Source organism: uncultured Oscillibacter sp. (assembly GCF_900546705.1).
Lineage (GTDB): Bacteria > Bacillota > Clostridia > Oscillospirales > Oscillospiraceae > Oscillibacter.
Genome location: NZ_URDP01000039.1, coordinates 1 through 19,098 on the forward strand (window position 1 = coordinate 1; position 19,098 = coordinate 19,098).

The 19,098-nt window shown below is 60.1% G+C and carries 18 protein-coding genes and 1 riboswitch; of the genes, 2 read left to right on the forward strand and 16 right to left on the reverse strand.

Annotation, left to right across the window (positions count from 1 at the left end; translation table 11 throughout):
- Positions 1–119: 119 nt before the first annotated feature.
- Genes hslO through QZS13_RS08255 form a run of 3 tightly spaced genes read right to left on the reverse strand, consistent with a single transcriptional unit; the run spans position 120 to position 2,070 of the window.
- Positions 120–1,007 (reverse strand): Hsp33 family molecular chaperone HslO, encoded by an 888-nt coding sequence (gene hslO, locus QZS13_RS08245; RefSeq protein WP_295587807.1) that lies wholly within the window; start codon positions 1,005–1,007, stop codon positions 120–122.
- Between the two features lie 14 nt (positions 1,008–1,021).
- Positions 1,022–1,777 carry a class I SAM-dependent methyltransferase gene (locus tag QZS13_RS08250; protein ID WP_295587809.1) on the reverse strand — a complete coding sequence of 252 codons (756 nt, stop codon included), beginning with the start codon at positions 1,775–1,777 and terminating at the stop codon, positions 1,022–1,024.
- The gene (locus QZS13_RS08255) at positions 1,774–2,070 is read right to left on the reverse strand and encodes a YerC/YecD family TrpR-related protein (protein WP_295587811.1); all 297 of its coding nucleotides are present in this window, start codon (positions 2,068–2,070) and stop codon (positions 1,774–1,776) included. The genes QZS13_RS08250 and QZS13_RS08255 overlap by 4 nt, the downstream gene beginning before the upstream one ends.
- A 199-nt stretch (positions 2,071–2,269) precedes the next feature.
- On the opposite strand from QZS13_RS08255, the gene QZS13_RS08260 reads away from it, so the two are divergent.
- Positions 2,270–2,950, forward strand: coding sequence for an RsiV family protein (locus QZS13_RS08260; protein ID WP_295587813.1), 681 nt, complete (start codon positions 2,270–2,272; stop codon positions 2,948–2,950).
- Between the two features lie 34 nt (positions 2,951–2,984).
- Here the strand turns inward: QZS13_RS08260 and QZS13_RS08265 are convergent, their stop codons facing one another.
- The 12 genes from QZS13_RS08265 to QZS13_RS08320 all read right to left on the reverse strand — a co-directional run bounded on the left by QZS13_RS08265 (position 2,985) and on the right by QZS13_RS08320 (position 17,183).
- Positions 2,985–4,685 carry a [FeFe] hydrogenase, group A gene (locus QZS13_RS08265; protein ID WP_295587815.1) on the reverse strand — a complete coding sequence of 567 codons (1,701 nt, stop codon included), beginning with the start codon at positions 4,683–4,685 and terminating at the stop codon, positions 2,985–2,987.
- 4 nt (positions 4,686–4,689) lie between these two features.
- Positions 4,690–6,594, reverse strand: coding sequence for an NADH-ubiquinone oxidoreductase-F iron-sulfur binding region domain-containing protein (locus QZS13_RS08270; RefSeq protein ID WP_295587817.1), 1,905 nt, complete (start codon positions 6,592–6,594; stop codon positions 4,690–4,692).
- Positions 6,591–7,067 (reverse strand): NAD(P)H-dependent oxidoreductase subunit E, encoded by a 477-nt coding sequence (locus tag QZS13_RS08275; RefSeq protein ID WP_295587819.1) that lies wholly within the window; start codon positions 7,065–7,067, stop codon positions 6,591–6,593. Before QZS13_RS08275 ends, QZS13_RS08270 begins: the two co-directional genes overlap by 4 nt.
- Before the next feature lie 214 nt (positions 7,068–7,281).
- Positions 7,282–8,661, reverse strand: coding sequence for a sodium:alanine symporter family protein (locus QZS13_RS08280; RefSeq protein ID WP_366557946.1), 1,380 nt, complete (start codon positions 8,659–8,661; stop codon positions 7,282–7,284).
- A gap of 100 nt (positions 8,662–8,761) precedes the next feature.
- Positions 8,762–8,855, reverse strand: a riboswitch (glycine riboswitch).
- A 254-nt stretch (positions 8,856–9,109) separates the two neighbouring features.
- A complete protein-coding gene (locus QZS13_RS08285; RefSeq protein WP_295587821.1) occupies positions 9,110–9,991 on the reverse strand; it encodes a PfkB family carbohydrate kinase in 882 nt (293 codons plus the stop codon).
- A gap of 84 nt (positions 9,992–10,075) precedes the next feature.
- On the reverse strand, positions 10,076–10,768 hold the full coding sequence (locus QZS13_RS08290) for an MgtC/SapB family protein (protein WP_295587823.1): 693 nt from the start codon (positions 10,766–10,768) through the stop codon (positions 10,076–10,078).
- A 17-nt stretch (positions 10,769–10,785) separates the two neighbouring features.
- A complete protein-coding gene (locus QZS13_RS08295; protein WP_295587825.1) occupies positions 10,786–11,511 on the reverse strand; it encodes an MgtC/SapB family protein in 726 nt (241 codons plus the stop codon).
- 331 nt (positions 11,512–11,842) lie between these two features.
- Positions 11,843–12,844: a ComEC/Rec2 family competence protein gene (locus QZS13_RS08300; RefSeq protein WP_295587828.1), complete on the reverse strand. Its 1,002-nt coding sequence runs from the start codon at positions 12,842–12,844 to the stop codon at positions 11,843–11,845.
- A 4-nt stretch (positions 12,845–12,848) separates the two neighbouring features.
- Positions 12,849–13,748 (reverse strand): carbohydrate ABC transporter permease, encoded by a 900-nt coding sequence (locus tag QZS13_RS08305; protein ID WP_295587830.1) that lies wholly within the window; start codon positions 13,746–13,748, stop codon positions 12,849–12,851.
- A gap of 184 nt (positions 13,749–13,932) precedes the next feature.
- The gene (locus QZS13_RS08310; protein ID WP_295587832.1) at positions 13,933–15,174 is read right to left on the reverse strand and encodes an extracellular solute-binding protein; all 1,242 of its coding nucleotides are present in this window, start codon (positions 15,172–15,174) and stop codon (positions 13,933–13,935) included.
- Between the two features lie 61 nt (positions 15,175–15,235).
- Positions 15,236–16,075, reverse strand: coding sequence for a carbohydrate ABC transporter permease (locus QZS13_RS08315; RefSeq protein WP_295587834.1), 840 nt, complete (start codon positions 16,073–16,075; stop codon positions 15,236–15,238).
- A gap of 121 nt (positions 16,076–16,196) precedes the next feature.
- The gene (locus QZS13_RS08320) at positions 16,197–17,183 is read right to left on the reverse strand and encodes a LacI family DNA-binding transcriptional regulator (protein ID WP_295587836.1); all 987 of its coding nucleotides are present in this window, start codon (positions 17,181–17,183) and stop codon (positions 16,197–16,199) included.
- Between the two features lie 289 nt (positions 17,184–17,472).
- Here QZS13_RS08320 and QZS13_RS08325 point away from each other — a divergent pair, with 289 nt between their 5' ends.
- Positions 17,473–18,123: a DUF624 domain-containing protein gene (locus QZS13_RS08325; protein ID WP_295587838.1), complete on the forward strand. Its 651-nt coding sequence runs from the start codon at positions 17,473–17,475 to the stop codon at positions 18,121–18,123.
- A gap of 45 nt (positions 18,124–18,168) precedes the next feature.
- On the opposite strand, the gene QZS13_RS08330 is transcribed toward QZS13_RS08325, so the two are convergent.
- A partial coding sequence (locus QZS13_RS08330; RefSeq protein ID WP_295587840.1) for an L-serine ammonia-lyase, iron-sulfur-dependent, subunit alpha occupies positions 18,169–19,098 on the reverse strand: 930 nt, incomplete at its 5' end.

Below are 19,098 nucleotides of genomic sequence, written 5' to 3' on the forward strand. Positions count from 1 at the left end.
CTGCTTGTAAGGCAGGTGCTCTAACCAGCTGAGCTATGCTCCCCGATTGCCGCTCTCGTCAGACGGCAAAAGTTATTATACTGAAAGAGGCCCGATCTGTCAACCCTTTTTTGAAATTTTTATTCTTTTTTCTTCATGTTGTCCAGAAGTCCTTGCAGCTGCTCGCGTGTAAAGGTCTGGACATTGTCACAAAACTGGCAGCTCAGCTCCGCGCTGCCCTGCTCTTCGATCAGACTTTGCAGCTGATCCGGACCCAGACTGATGAGCGCCCGCTCCATCCGCTCCCGGCTGCAGTAGCAGCGGTACTCAATGGGGCTGGTCTCCAGGATTTCCAGTTCAAAATCCGACAGCACTTCCCGCAGGATCGCCTCGGGGTCATCGTTCTTCCGAAGCAGGCCGGTGACGGAGCCGGCAGCCATGACGCCGCCCTCCACCTTGGTGATCACGTCCTCCCCGGCACCGGGCATCAGCTGGATAAGATATCCGCCGGCGGCCAGCACGCTCTGGTCCCGGTCCACCAGCACCCCCAGGCCGCAGGCGGTGGGGATCTGTTCCGACTCCACAAAGTACGCCGCCAGGTCCTCGGCGATCTCGCCGCCCAGCAGGCCCACACTGCCCACGTAGGGCTCCTTCATATTCAGATCGCGGACCACCGTCAGCGTACCCTCGGTGCCCACTGCGGCGCCCACATCCAGCTTGCCGTCCGGCCGCAGGGGCAGGTCCACTGCCGGGTTGTCCACCGTGCCACGCACGTTTCCCTCGTTGTCGGACACGGCCAGCACAGTGCCCAGCGGGCCGCCGCCCTTGATCTGCAGCGTGACGCTGGCCCCGTCTCCCTTGAGGGCATTGCCCATCATGGAGGCTGCGGCCAGGGCCCGGCCCAGCGCTGCCGTGGCCACGGGCAGCGTCTTGTGGATCTGCCGGGCACGCTCCGTCAGGTCCCGGGTGGATACGGCCACCGCCTGTACATAGCCATCCGTGCTGATGGCACGAACCAATTTATCCATTCTAGAAACCTCTCTCATTCGTCTTTTGCTTTTTCCGCCCGGATAATCCAGCGGTCCTCGTCCGTCCGCGGCGGCCGCATGGTCATATCCCCGGTGACGGTGATCTTTCCAAATCCAGCCGCCTCCAGCCATGTCCGCAGCTGTGCCTCGCTCCAGGCCCGCTCCCGGTGCTCTTCAAAAGTTCTCTCCCACGCCCCGTCCGGCCGCAGCTGGAACAGATCCACCTGGTAGGTGCAGATCCGGGTGCGGGCGGAGAAAAACGTGCGCCACACGCACAAGCTCTCCTCTGTCTCATCCATATAGATCTGCTGGTCCATCCGCTGGAGCTTATAGGGGGTGTTCACGTCAAAAATAAACTGCCCGCCGGGACGCAGCCAACGATAGACCCGCCGGAATGTCTCCTGCACGTCCCGCTCCCGGGTCAGATAGTTCAGAGAGTCCAGTGTGGAGACTGCCGCGTCCACCGGCTCCGTCAGACGCAGCCGGGCCATATCCTGGTGCAGGAACAAAGGCGGCTGCCCCGGCAGGGCCGCCGCTTTTCCCATAGCCTGGGTCAGCATCTCCTCGGACCCGTCCGTGGCGATGACCTGATAGCCCCGCCGGGCCAGCAGGCAGGAGATCGTGCCGGTACCGCAGGCCAGATCCAGCACAGAGCGGACGGGAATGGCGCTTTTTTTCAGCAGCCGCTCCAAAAAATCCGCCCGTTTCCGGTACGCCGCATCGGCCATCAGGGCGTCATAACTGGCGGCCAGGGCCTCGTAGCTGCTCATTGCTTTTTCTCTTTCATACGGGCAAAGAGTCTTTCATAGGCCCCCGTGCCGTAGCTCAAAGAGCGGTTGACCCGGCTGATGGTGGCGCTGGAGGCGCCCGTCCGCTCCAGGATCTCGTTGTAGATCATCCCGTCGTTGAGTAGCGACGCCACCTCAAACCGCTGCTCCATGGCACGAAGCTCGGAAACCGTGCAAAGATCCTGGAAAAATTCATAACACTCCTGCTCGTCCTTCAGCATCAAAATTGCCTTGTACAGCTGATCGTTCTTCTCTTTTTTCCCGATCTTGACCATATCTCGTACCCTTTCTTTGTTTTCACGACAATTTTGCCGGCATCCGCCGGCATTTTGTATTTTAACATTCTACTGCGTGAAAGTAAAGGGGTTTGGCTTTAAAATTTTTCATGCTTTAAAGTGTGCGTCCGCACCACAGGCCGTCCCGCCACATACTCTGGGGCAAAGGGATTTTATGGAGAACAGGAGCGTCACGCCTATGAACTATGATCTGACACACCTGGACACTGAGCCGCTGACCGCCCAGCGGGAGTGGGTGTCCGACGGGATTCCCGTATTGCAGGCCACGGTGTGCGTTCCCCGGCCGGTGCCGGCGGCAGGCGGTATCTACCGGCGGGTCCGACGGTACTATCAGCTCCAGTGCCGGGCCTTCTTCCGGTACTGTCAGCGGGAACTGGCCCCACAGGCCGCGGCCGAGTACGCTGCTGCACTGTCCGCCAGCCGTCCGCTGCCGTCGTTCCACGCGGAACTTACGTATCAGGTCACCTATAACCAGGGCGGGCTGTGGAGCCTCTACACCCAGTCCCGGGAGGCCGCCCCCGGCGGCACACTGGTGGTGCGCCGGGGCGATACCTGGGATCTGGCCGCCGGTTACCCTGTTCCGGCAGGCAGCTTCTTCACCGGCAGTTCCCTGCGCAAAACCCTGCTGGCCGCGGCGGAAGCAGAGATCGAGCGCCGGATCGCCGCCGGTGCCGGCGTCTACCGGGAGGACTGGCGCAAGGCCCTGCGGCGTCATTTCAATCCCCAGAACTACTACCTGACATCCGACGGCCTGACGTTTTTTTATCCCATGTGCTCCATTGCGCCCGCCTCCGCCGGAATCCCCGTCTTTACCCTGCCCTATGGTACCGGTACTCTGCGGGCCCTTCCGGAGACGTAAAAATTCCCCGGCGCTCTCGCACCGGGGAATTTTATCACGCCTTTTTCACATAGTCCACATGGAGCAGCGGATGGGTACGGCCCTTCAGCGGCCCCTCCAGCATCTCCATGACAATGGGGTTGCGCTCCGAGCGCTTCATGAGGGCTGTGCGATCGGCCTCGTAAAGGCCCTCTGCACGCCGCTGCTTGACCGGCGTCAGGCCGTAGGGCTGGCCGGCGCCGCCCACGCAGCCGGTCTTGCAGGTCATGACCTCCACCAGATCATAGTAGGCCTGCCCGGCCTCGATATCCGCCAGCAGGCGCTTGGCGTTGACCAAACCGTGCACCACGGCAATCCGCAGCACCCGGTCACCCACCGGCAGCGTCACAGAGCGGATGGCGTCCGTTCCCCGCAGGCCGGAGAACTGGATGGCCTGAAGAGTATTTTTGGACTTGTCCTCCACTACCCTGCGGGCCACAGCCTCCGCCACGCCACCGGTGGTTCCGAAGATGGTGCCCGCACCGGTGCCCATACCGAAGGGCAGATCCGGCGCCTCGCCCTCCAGCTCGTCAAAGCGGATGCCGGACTCCTTGATCATCATGATGATCTCCTGGGTGGTCAGCACCAGATCCACATCCGGCACGCCGTTGTGGACAAACTCCGACCGCTGAGCCTCCATCTTCTTGGCGGTGCAGGGCATGATGGCCACATGGTAGGTTTTGCGGCCGTCCCCCGCGTCCTTTTGTGCGTACTGGTCCTTCAGCACGGCGGCAAACATCTCCATGGGGGACTTGCAGCTGGAGACATTTTTCAGATATTTTGGATTCTCGTTTTCCAGGTACTTGATCCACGCGGGACAGCAGCTGGTGAACATGGGGAACGGGCCGCCCTTGCCCAGCCGTTCCAGGAATTCCGCCGACTCCTCCATCACCGTCAGATCCGCGCCGAAGGTGGTATCGTACACCTCCGCGGCGCCCATCATTTTCAGAGCGGAGACCAGCTTGTTCACGGCGTTGACGCCGGGCGCCAGTCCGAACGCCTCGCCCACGGCCACCCGGACCGCCGGAGCAATCTGGAACACCACCCGCTTGGAGGTGTCATAGAGGGCACGCCACGCCTGGCCGATCTCGTTTTTCACAGTGATGGCACCGGTGGGGCACGCGGCGGCACACTGGCCGCAGCTGACACATGCCGTGGCATCCAGCTTGCGGTCGAAGGCCGGGCAGACCATCAGCTCGCTGCCCCGATGAGCAAAGTTCAAAATGCCCATGCCCTGCATTTCCTCGCACACCCGGACGCAGTCGCCGCAGAGGATGCACTTGTTGGGGTCCCGCACGATTGCCGGAGAGGAGGTGTCCTTTTCATAGTGGGGCCGGGTGTCCGCAAAGCGGACATGCCGCACGCCGAACCGCAGCGCCAGCTCCTGGAGCCGGCAGCTGCCGCTTTTTTCGCAGGTGGTGCAGTCCCGGCAATGGGACGAGAGCATCAGTTCCAGGATCATCCGCCGGTGCTTGAGCAGGCGCGCCGTGTTGGTGCGGATTCTCATGCCGTCCCGGGGCTCCATGGAGCAGGATGCATCGATCTTGCCCCGCTCGTCCTCCACCACGCACATGCGGCACGCGCCGTAGACGGACAGCTCCGAATAGTAGCAGAAGGTGGGCATTTCGATACCGGCCTTGCGGATGACCGCCAGCACGTTCTTCTCCCCGTCGAAGGGGACCCGTTGGCCGTCGATATACATGATTCCCTTTGCCATTGTCTCAGCCCTCCTTTGCCGCCGTAATGGCGCCGAAGGGGCAGATGCCCACGCATGCGCCGCAGTTGATGCATTTTTCCGGATCGATGGTATGGGCCTGCTTCACCGCCCCGGAGATGGCCTCCATGGGACAGTTTTTCCGGCACTTGCCGCATCCCTTGCATGTTTCCGGGTCGATGACCGGATGAGGCTTTTCCCGGTTGCAGATGGGGCAGTGGTGGTCCACCACATGGGCAAGGTACTCGTCGCGGAAGTACTTGAGGGTGCTCTGCACCGGCTTGCAGGCGCTCTGTCCCAGGCCGCACAGGGCCGTATTCGTAATGGTGTCCGCCAGCTCCTCCAGAAGGTCCAGATCTTCCAGGGTGCCCTTGTTGTCCAGAATGCGGTCCAGGATCTCCAGCATGCGCTTGGTCCCCTCCCGGCAGGGCACGCACTTGCCGCAGGACTCGTTCTGGGTAAAGCGCATGAAGAACCGGGCCACCTCCACCATGCAGGTGTCCTCGTCCATGACCACCAGACCGCCGGAGCCGATCATGGCGCCGATGCTCTTGAGGGAATCGAAGTCCAGCGGCAGGTCCAGATGCTCCTGGCTTGCCGTGGTGGCGCCGCCGGAGGGGCCGCCGATCTGGACCGCCTTGAACTTCTTTCCGCCCCGGATGCCGCCGCCGATGTCAAAGACCACCTCCCGGATGGTGGTGCCCATGGGAACCTCGATGAGGCCCGTGTTCACCACGTTGCCGGTCAGGGCGAAGGCCTTGGTGCCGGGGCTTGTCTTGGTGCCGATGGAGTGATACCACTCCACGCCGTTGCGGACGATCAGCGGCACATTGGCAAACGTCTCCACATTGTTGAGCACCGTGGGCTCGGCCCACAGGCCGTGCTCGATGGTGCGGGGCGGCTTGACCCGGGGCATGCCCCGGTTGCCCTCGATGGAGGCGGTCAGGGCGCTGCCCTCGCCGCAGACGAAGGCGCCGGCACCCCGGTTAACGTGAATGCGGAAGGAGAAATCCGTGCCCATGATATGCTCGCCCAGAAGACCGTACTCCTCCGCCTTGGCAATGGCGGCCTTGAGCCGGCTCACTGCCAGCGGATACTCCGCCCGGACGTAGATATAGCCCTCGTCGCTGCCCACGGCCAGTCCCGCGATCATCATGCCCTCCAGCACACTGTGGGGATTGCCCTCCATAATGGAGCGGTCCATGAACGCGCCGGGGTCTCCTTCGTCGCCGTTGCAGACCACGTATTTCTTCTCCGACTTCTGCCGCCGGGCGCCGTCCCACTTGCGGCCCGCGGGGAACCCTCCGCCGCCCCGGCCCCGAAGCCCGGAGTCCAGAATGGTCTTGCAGATCTCCTCGTCGGTCATTTCAAAAAGTGCCTTTTCAAAGGCGGCGTAGCCGTCCTTGGCGATGTACTCCTCAATGTCCTCGGCGTCACTGCTGCCGCAGTTTTCCAGCACCACCCGGTGCTGCTTTTTGTAAAAGGGAATATCCTCCTGCTTCGGATACGCCACCCCGTCCAGATGGTACACCAGCCGGTCGATGATCTCCCCGCCCAGCACGGTCTTCTCCAGAATCTCGTGGCAGTCCTCGGGCCTGACGTGGATGTACATGACGCCCATGGGCTCAATGTGCACCAGGGGCCCCATCTCGCAAAAGCCGTGGCAGCCGCTCATCTTCACATGGAGGGCCTTTTCCGCATCCGTGTCGTGCTTGAGGCCCACGTAGACCTGCAGTCCCCGCTTCTCACACTCAGCCTTGATGTTCTCATAGATCTTCATGGCGCCGCCGGCAATGCAGCCGGTACCTGCGCAGATGAGAACAGAGGGCACCTGACGGCTCTGCCGCAGGGCGTTGCGGGCATTGGCCTGGAATACATGGAAGCTGTCCCGGGTCAGTTTCGTCTGGATCATGCCGTCTCCTCCTTCCGCATCTGCTCCAGCAGCGCAAGCGCCGCCTCCGGCGTCATTTTTGCGTGCACCTCGCCGTCAATGGTCATGACCGGCGCCAGGCCGCAGGCCCCCAGGCACGCCACCGTCTCCAGGGTAAACATGCCGTCGGCAGAGGTCTTTTTCTTCCCCGTCAGCCCCAGGTAGTCCCGGATGGCGTCATAGATGGGCTGGGACTTGCGGACGTGGCAGGCCGTGCCCTGGCACACCTTGATGATGTGCCGGCCCTTGGCCTCCAGGGAAAAATTCTCATAAAACGTAGCCACACTGTACACCTTCGCGGTGCTGATGCCCAGCTTTTCCGCCACCAGTGTCAGCGCATCTTCACTCAGATACTTGTACTCGCTTTGGATCTCCTGCATGATGGCAATCAGATTGGACTGCTGGCAGCCGAAGCTGTCGATAATCTGGCTTGCCCTGGTCAGTTCTTCGGTCATGGCCTGTCTCCTTTTTTGAATGTGTCCCCCATGGAAAAACGTATATTTCTCCCTTGAAACCAGTATAGCGCAGGCCATTTTCTTCTGTCAAAATGTTTTTCATTTTTGTATACTCAAACGTTTTTTCTCCCATTTATTTATCAAAAAAGTCAAAAACATCGCCGTCTCGGTACGAGACGGCGATGTTTTTTTATCAACTTCTTAACTTGCTTTTTCAGGACTTCTTTTTATGCACCACCCGCACCACCATGTTGGTCAGGGCGAACAGGGCAATGGCGTTGGGGATGACCATCAGCTGGTTGAACATATCGGACAGGCCCCACACCAGATCGCTGGAGGTAATGGTGCCCAGGAAAATAAACACCAGAGCGATGACCGTATACACGATGGTAGATTTACGGCCGAAGAGATAGGTCACATTGATCTTGCCGAAGAGGTTCCAGCCCAGGATGGTGGAGAAGGCGAAGAAGAACAGGCAGATGGCCACGAACTTGGCACCCAGTCCTGCGCCCATGACCGTACCGAAGGCCGTCTGGGCCAGATTGGTGTTATTGAGGGTCTGGGCCACAGCGTCGGTATAGCCGGCAGCCAGAGGGCCGTCCGCGGTATAGAGGGTGGAGATAATCACCAGGGCGTTGAGGGTCAGCACCACGAAGGTGTCGATGAACACGCCGATCATGGCCACCACCCCCTGATCGTGGGGGTCCTTCACGTTGGCCAGTGCGTGAGCGTGGGGGGTGGAGCCCATGCCGGCCTCATTGGAAAAGAGGCCTCGCTTGGCACCCTGGCTGATGGCAATCTTCAGCGCGGCACCCAGGCCGCCGCCGATGATGGCGTTGGGCATGAAAGCGTAGCGGAAAATCATGCCGAAGGTGGCGGGCAGGTACTTGATCCGGACCACCAGCACCACCAGGCCGCCGGCCAGGAACAGCGCCGCCATAATGGGCACCAGCTTTTCGGTCACGGCAGCCAGCCGCTGCACGCCGCCCAGGAAGATCACCGCGCAGATGACCACCAGCACCACACCCACGATCCAGGCAGGCACGCCGAAGGCCGTCTCAAACGTGGAGCCGATGGAGTTGGACTGCACCATGCAGCCGAAGAAGCCCAGGGCCAGGATGATGGCCACGGCAAAGAAGCCGGCCAGGAACTTGCCGAACGCACCCCGGAAGGCGGTGGTGATGTAATAGACAGGACCGCCCTGGATGTGACCCGTCTCATCCTTTACCCGGGTCTGCTGGGCCAGGGTGGCCTCCGCGTAGATGGTGGCCATGCCGAAAAAGGCGATGATCCACATCCAGAAGATAGCGCCGGGGCCGCCGGTGAGAATGGCGCCGCTGGCGCCGACGATGTTGCCGGTACCCACCTGGGCGGCGATGGCCGTGGCCAGGGCCTGGAAAGAGCTCATGCCGCTTTTATGCTTGGCGCCGTTGAGCGAGAGGCTGCCGAATACCCGGCGCATACCTTCGCCGAAGCATCGAACCTGAACGAATCGGGTCTTGATGGAAAACCACAGTCCCACGGCGATCAGCAGCACCACCAGGATGTAGTCGGACAAATAGGTGTTGACGGTTTGTACGATTTGAAGCAGCATGGTCAATTCCCTCCCAAAATGAAAAAACGGAACGGCTGAACGATCAGCCGCTCCGAAGAAGAAACTCCAAAGGATTTTGCGCGGGCACCCCATACCCGCGTATTCCCACTCTGTCCTTTTACCTGAGAGATTCAGCGGCAGCGCCGCCTTGCACCTTCGGTCCCCGTTTTCCGGGCTTCTCCAGAGCCACATCCGTCCATAGTCCTCACCCGACTCCCGGGCGCCTGAGAGTTTCACTCCTTCGGCAGGCTTGCGCCGTTCCCCTACGGACTTCGTTTGCCGTTATCCAATTTTTTCTTACCTTACCACGGACGCCTCTCTTTGTCAATTGCATTTTTTAACAATTTGTTTCCTTGTTGCGGACGAATATTTTTTATTCAAGGACATTCACCGGTGGTTTGCCCACGGGTCATCAAAAAAAGGCCGCCCGAAGGCGGCCTTTCGTATCTCAATAAAATGCGTGGATGTAATCCAGTACGTCCTGACGGGTGCCCTGGAAAGGTCCGGGAGTCTCCATCTTCAGCGAGACCAGCGCCGTGCAGTACTGCAGCGCCTCAGCCACGCCCGCCCGCTGACGCTCGGTGATGTAGCCGGCAAACGTGGTGTCGCCCCGGCCGGTGCGGCCGGACAGGTTCCGGGCCTTGATGGGGCAGGTGTAGATGGCCTTTCCGTCGTAGGCCAGCACCTCGGTATTGTGGGTGATGAGCACTTCCTTGGCGCCCCAGCTGTGCAGCAGACGGGCAGCCTCCGCCCGGTCGGTAAGGCCCGTGAGGATCTCCGCCTCCGCGGCATCGGTCTTGAGGTAGTCAATGACCGGCAGGTACTCCTTCTTCTCCGCCCAGTCGTGGAAGGCCATGGTCTTGTCGGATTCCACATGGCGCAGCAGACACTGTACGTCCACCGCCACCTTGCCGTGTTTGGCTGCCTCTGCAAAGAGGGCACCGTCAAAGTCGCCGTAGACCAGTCCCGCGAAGTGGTAGATCTTCGTCTCGATATCAGGAAGCTCGTCAAACCGGAATGGATCGCACACGCCCATGGACGTGCAGGCCCGCTTTTCCTTGTCGGCAGTAAAGTACTGGTTGCGGATGGAGCAGGTGGCCGCAGAGGGTTTCCAGTACACGTCTGCGCCGGAGCCGGCAAAACGCTCTTCCACATCGGCGTCCGCAGGGTTCAGCTTTGTGAAAATGGCTGTGCGGTTGCCGCTTTTGGCAGCGGCAAAGCCGGAGGCCACCACGGCGCCGCCCACCTCCTTGCGCTCATTGCCCTGGTAATCGATATTGTGATCCAAAGACACCGGCCCGATGACCAGCACATCATACGATTTCTTCATAGATGGAGCTCCCTTCCCTTTTGTATTCGGTATGGTTCCTTTGCTGATTATACCATTGTTTTCCTCCGGCGTAAACCCCGGCGATCAAAGCTCTTCCACCGTGGCCACGCCCTCAATGGTGTGGATATCCGCCAGGAGCTTTTCCACCTTGCACTTCTTGTTCAGGCGCAGGGAAAAAATTGCGCAGGCGTTGTGCTTTTCGCTGCCGGCAGAGCGGGTGATTTCCAGGTTCAATATCTTCAGATTCAGCTCCCGGAACAGGCGCAGTACCGCCTCCAGGCAGTTTTTGTTGGTGTATTCCATGTACAGGTTGATCTCCGGCGCGTGATCCAGCATCCGGTACTCCAGCTTGGAGAAGAACAGCTCCGCGGCCAGGATCAGCAGCGTGGCAAAGATGCCTCCCTCGTAGAAGCCGCCGCCCAGCGCCAGGCCGATGATGGCGGAGGCCCACAGTCCCGCCGCCGTGGTCAGTCCCTTGACCCGCTGGCGGCGGGTGACGATGATGGTGCCGGCGCCGATGAAGCCGATGCCCGCCACCACCTGAGCGCCAAGACGGGCCATATCGGTAAAGTAGTGCATATGCAGATACAGGTACTGGCTGGTCAGCGTCGTCATGGCGGCGCCCAGACAGATGAGGATGTGGGTGCGGAAGCCCGCCGGACGGCGCTTGTACTCCCGCTCGATTCCGATAATACCGCCGCAGGCCACCGCCAGCAGCATCCGTATGGTGATGGAAAGTATGCTGACGTCCCGCAGTCCGTCAAAAATCGATAGCATGGCTGCGTCTCCTCCCCTCAGATCTCATCAATGGTGTAGACGCTCTCCAGCTCGGAGATCGCCGTGAGCACCTGGGTGTGTGCCTGCTTGTGGTGCAGTCGGATGGTGAACACCGCGCTGGGATGCAGCGCCTGCCCCTCCCGTCCCCGGTCAATGTCCACCTCGTAGATCTGCACATCCTGGGACTTGATACGGTTGATGATCTGCCCCACGTCATCCAGGGACTGGAACTCCACATAGATGTTCATGTTTCTGGCGTTTTCCACCACCATGGTCTCGATGGGCGGCAGCAGCCGCATGGATAGGAAAATCAGCGCAAAGCCCAGCAGCACGCACTCATAAAAGCCCGCTCCGATGGCAAGCCCCATGCAGGCGGAGGCCCACAGTCCCGCCGCCGTGGTCAATCCCTTGACCTCCTGGCGTCCTGTCACCAGGATGGTGCCGGCGCCCAGGAAGCCGATGCCGTTGATGACCTGGGCACCGAAGCGGGACACATCGGTGCGGATTCCCGTCTCCGCAGCCATCTCCACCCACGCGTGGGTCACCATAAAATACTCGTACTGACTCAGCAGCATGGTCAGCGCCGCGCCCAGGCTTACCAGCATATAAGTGCGAAAGCCCGCCGGGCGGCGCTTGCGTCCCCGTTCCAGGCCAATCAGGCCGCCGAACAGCATGGCCAGCACCATCCGCAGCAGCACGGACAAGGTATTCATCTCCCGCAGCGGGTCCAGTATACTCAGCATCGCAACCCCTCCCTCCGCCCGCCGTTTCCGGCAATACGCGGAGAGGAAGAACCGGCGCCAGCCGTTTCTTCCTCCTGAATTCAATACTTAAAAGCTGCTTTTTTGCAGTTTAAAACGCTTGCGTTGTGGAATTTTCCAATATTTTTACTTATTTGTATCATTCTTTCGGCATATTGTCAATACGCAACTGATATTGCCGGAAGTTTTTCGTGAAAACAGATAATTCCGTGCCGGATATTTAGCAATATTTTCAGCCGCTCCGCGGGACGTGCAGCAAACGTTTGTGCTGCGTGGTAAAGGACGCCCGGGCCTGAACGGGCCCGGGCTCCATTCACTTTGCGGGAAGATACTCTGCCGTCAATGCGCCCTCCGGTCCCACAGCAAAGCACACCGCAGCATGGGGCGGTACGTGCTCCGTAAAACCGGGAACGTCCGGGCAGTCCGAAAAATACATCTGTGCCCCGGCATCCCGCACCAGGGCGAGCGTATCCGGGTGCGCGCTGTTGTAGCGCCGGTCACTGGAAGCGCAGCACACCACCGCCTTGGGCTGCACCGCCTCCAGCAGTGCCGCGTCCGCGCCGTCCTTTTGTCCGTGGTGTCCCACCTTGAACAGATCCGCCCGCAGCAGAGCCGGGTCAATCTGCCCGTAGCCCAGGCAGTTGGTGTCGCCGGGCAGCAGCATTCCTGTACCCTGGTACTCCAGGCGCAGCATCAGGCTGAAATTGTTCATGCGGGCATCCAGGGCATCCAGCTTCCGCCAGAACGCCGCCGGGTCCTTTTCGGCAAACAGGTCGTGGCAGCGGCTCTCCAGTTCATCCGCCTTCTCCGCTGATGGTGAGAGCACCCGGCAGGTCAGGTCCCGGCACAGCGCAAACGACTCGCCGGCGCAAAGGCGCCGGACGGTGCCGCCCCGCCGCTTCACCAGTTCACACAGGCGCTGATAATCATTGAGGGAACGCATGAAGTTCCGCTGGGAGTCCGTAGTTCCCCTGCTGTCATCCAGAATATGCATGTGGGTGTGGAAAAAGTCCACCGGAAGCGTCTGCCACAGTTCTGCGGGCGGAAACTTTTCCGCCACAGCCAGCAGGCCGCAGGTATGATCCTCGTGGATGTGGGTATTGACCATGCAGTCAATGTGTCCGATCCCGGCGGCAGTCAGATAGTCCGCCATGGGACGGCGCCCGGAATCCCGGAAGGCATACTCCCCCGCCAAGGCGCTGCCGCCGTCGATGACCAGAACAAAGCAGCCGTCCTGCCGGGACGGGTCGGGGCACTGGGCCACAACGGCCTCTCCGTATCCCACATTGACAAAGGTAAGTTTCATTGTTTCCATAGGCTTATCCGATGGCGCGCTTGATGTAGAGGCTGGAGAGGATCAGGACCAGGATGGTCATGATGATGGCGCCGGCGCTGCCGAATCCGAAGTCCAGCGATTTGATGCCGTAGTTGTACAGATACTGGGTGATGGTGGCCGTCGTATTGGCAGGGCCGCCGCCGGTGAGGAGGTTGACCTTGTCGAACAGGCGGAAGCTGTCGATGGTACGCAGCAGAGCACACAGCGCCAGGGAATTCTTGATGTTGGGAATGGTCACATACCACAGGATCTTCAGCCGGCTGGCGCCGTCGATACGGGCGGCCTCATACTGGCTGGAGGGCACGGACTGCAGCGCCGCGTACAAAAGCAGGAACACAAAGGGTGCGCTCTGCCATATGTCGATCACCAGGAGCATGCCAAACGCCGTACGCATGTCGGAAAACCAGTTGTAAACCGGCAGGTTCAGCGTCTGGAGCACCTGATTGACGATTCCGTAGTTAGGAGAGAGCATCATGCGCCAGCTCAGCGCCACCGTGACCGTGGGAAGCAGGTACGGCAGCAGCAGCAGTGTACGCATAAGCTTCTGGCCCCGCTTGATGCTGTTGACCGTCAGGGCCATGATGAAACCGAAGAGCATTTCAAAGATCACGGCCAGCACGGTAAAGCGCACCGTGTTCCAGACCGCCTGCTGGAAATAGGGGTCCGCCAGCAGCTTGGTGTAGTTCTTCAGTCCGATAAATTCCGGAGCCTTCTGCAAAGAGCGCAGGAGGTTATAGTCGGTAAATCCGCAAAAAACGATAAAAATCAGCGGAAAAGCGGTCATGACCAACAGCACCAACAGGGTAGGGCTGATCATGGCCATGCCGAACCGGCGGGTGACGCTGTGGCTGGTATTCAGTTGTGATAGTTCGTTTCTTCTCATACGGTTCCCTCGCAGTCGGAGAGGATTTTTTCCGTTCTGGCTCCGGCCGGCGGACCCATCCTGCCGGCCCGGAGCTCACTTGCCGGGGTGCGGAGATACGTAGCCCGGGAACCGGGGCGCCGGAGCGCCCCGATTCATCCGGTCAGTGCGATTGAATTCAGGTCTTGCCGAAGGCGGACGGGACTCAGCCCATCAGCTCCTCCAGCTGGGTCTGGGCGTCGGCCAGGCCCTGATCCACCGTCTTCACGCCGTTGATGATGTTGTCCATCTCGGTGCCCAGAATGGTGTAGAACTGGGTCCACTCGGCGATGACGGGACGATACACGCCGGTCTCCAGAGCGTCGCAGACCACGGCGTACTGGGGATAGGTGGCCAGCACTTCTTCATCCTGCAGGCTGGAATAGCGGCAGGGCACGCCGCCGGAGGGAACGGTGGACTTCTGAACCTCGGGATCCATCAGGTATTCCAGCAGCTCCACGGCCAGTTCCTTGTTCTGGCTGTTGGCGGGCACGCCGATGGTCCAGATGCCGTAGACGTTGGAGTTGTATGCCTCGGCGCCGGCAGTGGCAGCGCCGGAGAGGGCGATGTAGTCGGCAGCAGAGTCAGCAGTGGGGGTGTACCAGCCGGGCCAGCCGATGCCCATGGTGCCGGCACCGGTATCCACGGAAGCGATCAGGTCATCCTTTACCTGAGCCTCGCCGGTGGCGATCAGCTCCAGATAGTAGTTCATGGCAGCCTTGAACTCGTCGGTGTTGACGGTGGGCTTGTTGTTGTCGTCGATGACCCAGCCGCCGTAGGAGAGCAGGATGGGCAGGAAGTCCACCACCAGGTTGTTCTGGCCGTCGCCCCGGTAGATGAAGCCCTTCTTGCCGTCGGCCTGGGCCTGCTGGCAGATCTTGAGCACGTCGTCCAGGCTGGCAATGGTGTCGGCGGTGTAGCCGGCGGCCTCCACGTTGGCCTTGTTGAACATCAGCACGGTCACGTTGCCGTAGTAGGGAGCCAGATACACATCGTCGCCCACATAGCAGATGGAGGTGGTGGCGGGAATGATGTCGTCGTCCAGCTCGTAGCCCAGCTCGCTCAGGTTGGCCAGAACGCCGTTTTCCGTGAACTCGGCCATCCAGGAGCCGTCCACCATGCAAAGGTCATAGGTGCCCTGGGCATTGATGGCATCCATGGCGATGCCCGTATACAGATCGGACTCTTCCAGCTCCTGCACCTCGCAGGTGACGTTGTGTTCTTCCTCAAAGGCGGGGAGGCACTCCTTGATGACGTCGGCATAGGTACCGCCGCGCAGGATCAGCGTCAGTTTGGTGGGATCGCCGGAACTCTCGCCGGAACCTTCCTCGGTATCTCCGCTGCCGCCGCAGGCTGCCAGGGACAGCGTCATGCCAAGGGCCAGGAGCAGTGCAAGCAGTTTCTTCATTTTCATTTCCTCCTAGTCGATTTTGTAAAGCATGTGTAGGGATTGCGGGAAGTTTATTTTGTTACTCTTTGACAGCACCGCTCGACAAACCGGAGATCAGGTAGTTCTGTGCAAAGATCACAAACAAAGTGATGGGGATGACGGAGATCACGCCGCCGGCAGCAACCAGGCCAAAGTTGGTGAGGCTGTCCTCCGTATTCAGCAGGGCCAGTGCCAGAGGCACCGTGTAGTTGGAGGGGCTGCGGGTAAAGATGACGGTGTAGGTGTACTCATTCCAGGCATACATGAACGAGAGCATGGCCACTGCGGCAATGCCGGGTGCCACCAGAGGCAGCACGATCTTGCGGAACAGCTGCCACTCCGTGGCGCCGTCCACCTTGGCGCTCTCCTCCACCTCCTCCGGCAGGTCCTGGAAAAAGCTGATGAGGAACCAGATGATCAGGGGCACGTTGATGAGCACACAGGCCAGCATGACGGGGATCTTGGTATTCAGCACGCCCAGCATGTTGAACATGATGTACAGCGGGATGGTAAAGGCCACCGGCGGCAGCACCCGCACCAGCAGCACCCAGTAGGTCAGGGGCTTTTTCAGTCCGAAGTGGAACCGGCGCCGGGCAATGACGTATGCGGCGCAGATGCCCACCAGCAGAGAGATCACCAGGGATACACCTGTGGTCTGGAGGCTGTTGATGATTGCCTGACCGAACCCCTCCTTGGTAAACAGCTGGGCAAAGTGTTCACCGGTGAGCGTCTGGGGAATGAGGGAGATGTGTCCCCGCATCTCGTCGGTGGGCCGGATGGCCATGGCCACCAGCCAGTAAATGGGGAACAGGGCCACCACCAGCATCACCGCGCAGAGCAGTCCTTTCCCCAACGTGCCGGCTTTGAACTTCTTTTTCATCAGGTGTGCCTCCTTACATTCCGGGAAATTGTAAAAAACAGCCAATTGGCAGTGTACTGTTTTTTTCCCGCGCAATCTATCTGCGTTTCATCAAATCTATGTAAAGAAAAATTTTACATTCTCACACCGAACCCCGGATTTTCAGCTCCGGCGGAACCACCGTCAGCTGCGGACACGCCTCCCCCGTCAGCAGGCTCCGCAGCCGCTCCACGCAAAGCTCTCCCATGCGTCGGCAGTTGATATGCACAGAGGTGAGCTCCGGTTCCAGCATGGGGCAGATGGTAGAGTCGTCAAAGCCCACCACGGCCACATCCTCCGGCACCCGCAGTCCAAGACGCCTGGCCGCTTTCATAACACCCACGGCGATCACGTCGTTGGCGCCCAGGACCGCCGTAGGCCGGTCCCGCTGGTCCAAGAGCTCCGTGGCCGCCCGCAGGGCGCTTTCCACATTGGGCTCGCACATTTTCACATATTGTGCGTCCACCGGCACGCCGTGCGCCCGGGTCACGCTCATAAACGCATTGTACCGCTCTCCCATGATATAGGGAGACACCCGTCCGGCCACCATGGCGATACGCCGGTGTCCCCGGCCCAGAAGATGCTCCAGTGCCAGGCGTACCCCCTCAAATTCATCGGACACCACACACGGAAGATCCAGCCCCGGGATGCGGTTGTTCACCAGAACCACCGCAATATTCTGACTCTGGAACTCCGTAATCATGGCTGCCTGGGCGTCCCCCGCCAGGATCACACCTTCGATCTGCTTGCTCTGGGCGGTGCTGGGCGCCATGGCCCAGTCATCCGCCGTGGAAATCACCAGCTGGTAGTCCGACTTATTCGTCTCCCGCATGCTGCCCTCGCAGATCCCGGCATAGAATTCATCCAGAATGGTGGCCCGCTTCTTGCAGATCAGAAACGCGATCTTGTCCGTCCGCTGGCGGGCCATGGCCCTGGCGATGGCATTGGGATAGTAGTGCAGCAGCTCCGCCGCCTCAAACACCTTCCGCCGGGTGGACTCCCGCACCAGATCCGGATTGGAAAATGCCCGGGAGATGGTAGCGGTGGATACGCCGGACAGTCGGGAAACATCGTAAATTGTAGGGTTCAAGGGCTTCCTCCCTGTTTTGTAAGCGGTTTCATTGTCCAGAAACGATTCAAGCGCCGCAGTTTCCCGCAACGCTTTTTCCATTGTGAGCGTATCATTTTTTCCAGCGGAAATCAAGTTGTTTTCGTAAAATTGTACAGCGCCGATAAAGTACATGCGTTTTTTTTGTGCAAATTATATATAGAATGTAAGCGTTTGCATTTTTTGCGTGAATTTGCGCTTGTTCGCCAATCGTTGACAAACCAGGTAGATTTCCCTATACTGGTGAACAAATCGCAGAGGAGGGAACCGTTTGAAAAAGAAAAAACGCCTCTGGCAGACCGTTACGGACTTTTTTGTCGACTCGTCTCCCTTCATGACCCTGGTGGGTAAGTTTGCATTCCTGGTGATGGCCAACGTGTGCTGGGTGCTCTGTTCCCTGCCGGTGGTCACCGCAGGGGCGGCCACCGCCGCATTGTACGCCGTTCTGGAGCAGCGGGAGTCTCTCTCCTATCTGTCCGTGGTGCCCGCATTTGTCCGCAGTCTGCGCAGGCTGTGGAAAACCGCTACCTTGCTGTGGCTGCCGTTTTTGCTGCTGGGCGTGCTGTTTGTCATGGACCTCTGGCTGCTGCTGGTACGGCAGCTGACCAACAACGTTCTCCTTCTGACGCCGCTGTTGGTGGCCGCCGCCCTTTGGGCCATGACACTGGTGTGGCTCTTTCCTCTGGCTGCGTCCCGCAGCGCCGCGCCCGGCGTGCTGCTGCGACAGGCCTTTCTCCTGGGGCTGGGCGAGCTGCTCCGGTCCGCGGCTGCGGTGGTGCTCTTTCTGATCCCTCCGCTGCTCTATCTGTTCGTGCCCGCCGTTTTTCGAATCACATTTCCCCTCTGGACACTCTCAGGGTTCTCCCTTCCGGCCCGACTGGCCCTGAGTCTGATGGAGCCGGTTTTGAAAAAGCAATCCTGACCCTTCTATAAAAAAAGCGGCAGTCTTTCGACTGCCGCTTTTTTGTTATTGTCCCACCATAATATGGAGAATTTCCTCATCGGTGCGGCGCATGCCCTCCCGGGCCAGGCGTCCCACATTGTCGATGGTGTTTTCCACACCCTTTTTGATGATACCCTCGCCGTCCACAAACTGATGGCTGCCGGTGGTATACATGTAGTAGCCCATGAGGCCCGCATCCACAGCCGCCGCAATCTTAGCCGCGCAGGAGGGCTTGGCACCGTCACAGATCATGCCAGAGCAGATGGCCAGAGCATTGGCGATGGTATGGGCCACCACCTCATACCGGCCGCCCTTGAGGTAGGCAATGCCGGCGGCGGCACCGCAGCCGGCGCTGACCGCACCGCAGAACGCGGACAGGCGGCCGATGCCGGTCTTTTGATGAATGGTCACCAAGTCGGACAGGGTGACGGCCCGAAGCAGCCGCTCCCGGTCGGCGCCTACCGCCTTGGCATAGACGGCTACGGGCACGGAAGCGGTGATGCCTTGGTTACCGCTGCCGGAGACAATGATCACCGGCATTTCGCAGCCGCTCATACGGGCGTCGGATCCGGCGGCGGCAAAAGCCCGGGCCAGGAAACGGACGTCCTCCCCGTAGACCTGACGCAGCGTCCGGCCCACATTGGCTCCCCAGGAGCCCTCCATACCGGCCTGGGCAATGGCCAGGTTGCAGTCGATTTGGCGGCCTACCAGGGGCTCCAAATCTTGGATATCGGCTTCCTGGGCAAAGTCATAAATCTCCCGGACGGACATGGGGTGAGCCGGTTTGCCGCTGTTTTCCAGACGCCGCCCCTGGTGGATGACTTTCCCGTCTCGTTCCACAAGGAGCAGGTTGATGTGATTGCCCTGGAGCACGGCGCGGGCGGTGACGCCGTTTTTTTGCCGCAGGCAAATCTCAATGTACAGCAGCTCGTCGTTTTGTGCGGGAAATACCCT

Coding starts and splice junctions, on each gene's coding strand:
- hslO (WP_295587807.1), bottom strand. CDS start 1,007: ATGGATAAATTGGTTCGTGCCATCAGCACGGATGGCTATGTACAGGCG.
- QZS13_RS08250 (WP_295587809.1), bottom strand. CDS start 1,777: ATGAGCAGCTACGAGGCCCTGGCCGCCAGTTATGACGCCCTGATGGCC.
- QZS13_RS08255 (WP_295587811.1), bottom strand. CDS start 2,070: ATGGTCAAGATCGGGAAAAAAGAGAAGAACGATCAGCTGTACAAGGCA.
- QZS13_RS08260 (WP_295587813.1), top strand. CDS start 2,270: ATGAACTATGATCTGACACACCTGGACACTGAGCCGCTGACCGCCCAG.
- QZS13_RS08265 (WP_295587815.1), bottom strand. CDS start 4,685: ATGGCAAAGGGAATCATGTATATCGACGGCCAACGGGTCCCCTTCGAC.
- QZS13_RS08270 (WP_295587817.1), bottom strand. CDS start 6,594: ATGATCCAGACGAAACTGACCCGGGACAGCTTCCATGTATTCCAGGCC.
- QZS13_RS08275 (WP_295587819.1), bottom strand. CDS start 7,067: ATGACCGAAGAACTGACCAGGGCAAGCCAGATTATCGACAGCTTCGGC.
- QZS13_RS08280 (WP_366557946.1), bottom strand. CDS start 8,661: ATGCTGCTTCAAATCGTACAAACCGTCAACACCTATTTGTCCGACTAC.
- QZS13_RS08285 (WP_295587821.1), bottom strand. CDS start 9,991: ATGAAGAAATCGTATGATGTGCTGGTCATCGGGCCGGTGTCTTTGGAT.
- QZS13_RS08290 (WP_295587823.1), bottom strand. CDS start 10,768: ATGCTATCGATTTTTGACGGACTGCGGGACGTCAGCATACTTTCCATC.
- QZS13_RS08295 (WP_295587825.1), bottom strand. CDS start 11,511: ATGCTGAGTATACTGGACCCGCTGCGGGAGATGAATACCTTGTCCGTG.
- QZS13_RS08300 (WP_295587828.1), bottom strand. CDS start 12,844: ATGGAAACAATGAAACTTACCTTTGTCAATGTGGGATACGGAGAGGCC.
- QZS13_RS08305 (WP_295587830.1), bottom strand. CDS start 13,748: ATGAGAAGAAACGAACTATCACAACTGAATACCAGCCACAGCGTCACC.
- QZS13_RS08310 (WP_295587832.1), bottom strand. CDS start 15,174: ATGAAGAAACTGCTTGCACTGCTCCTGGCCCTTGGCATGACGCTGTCC.
- QZS13_RS08315 (WP_295587834.1), bottom strand. CDS start 16,075: ATGAAAAAGAAGTTCAAAGCCGGCACGTTGGGGAAAGGACTGCTCTGC.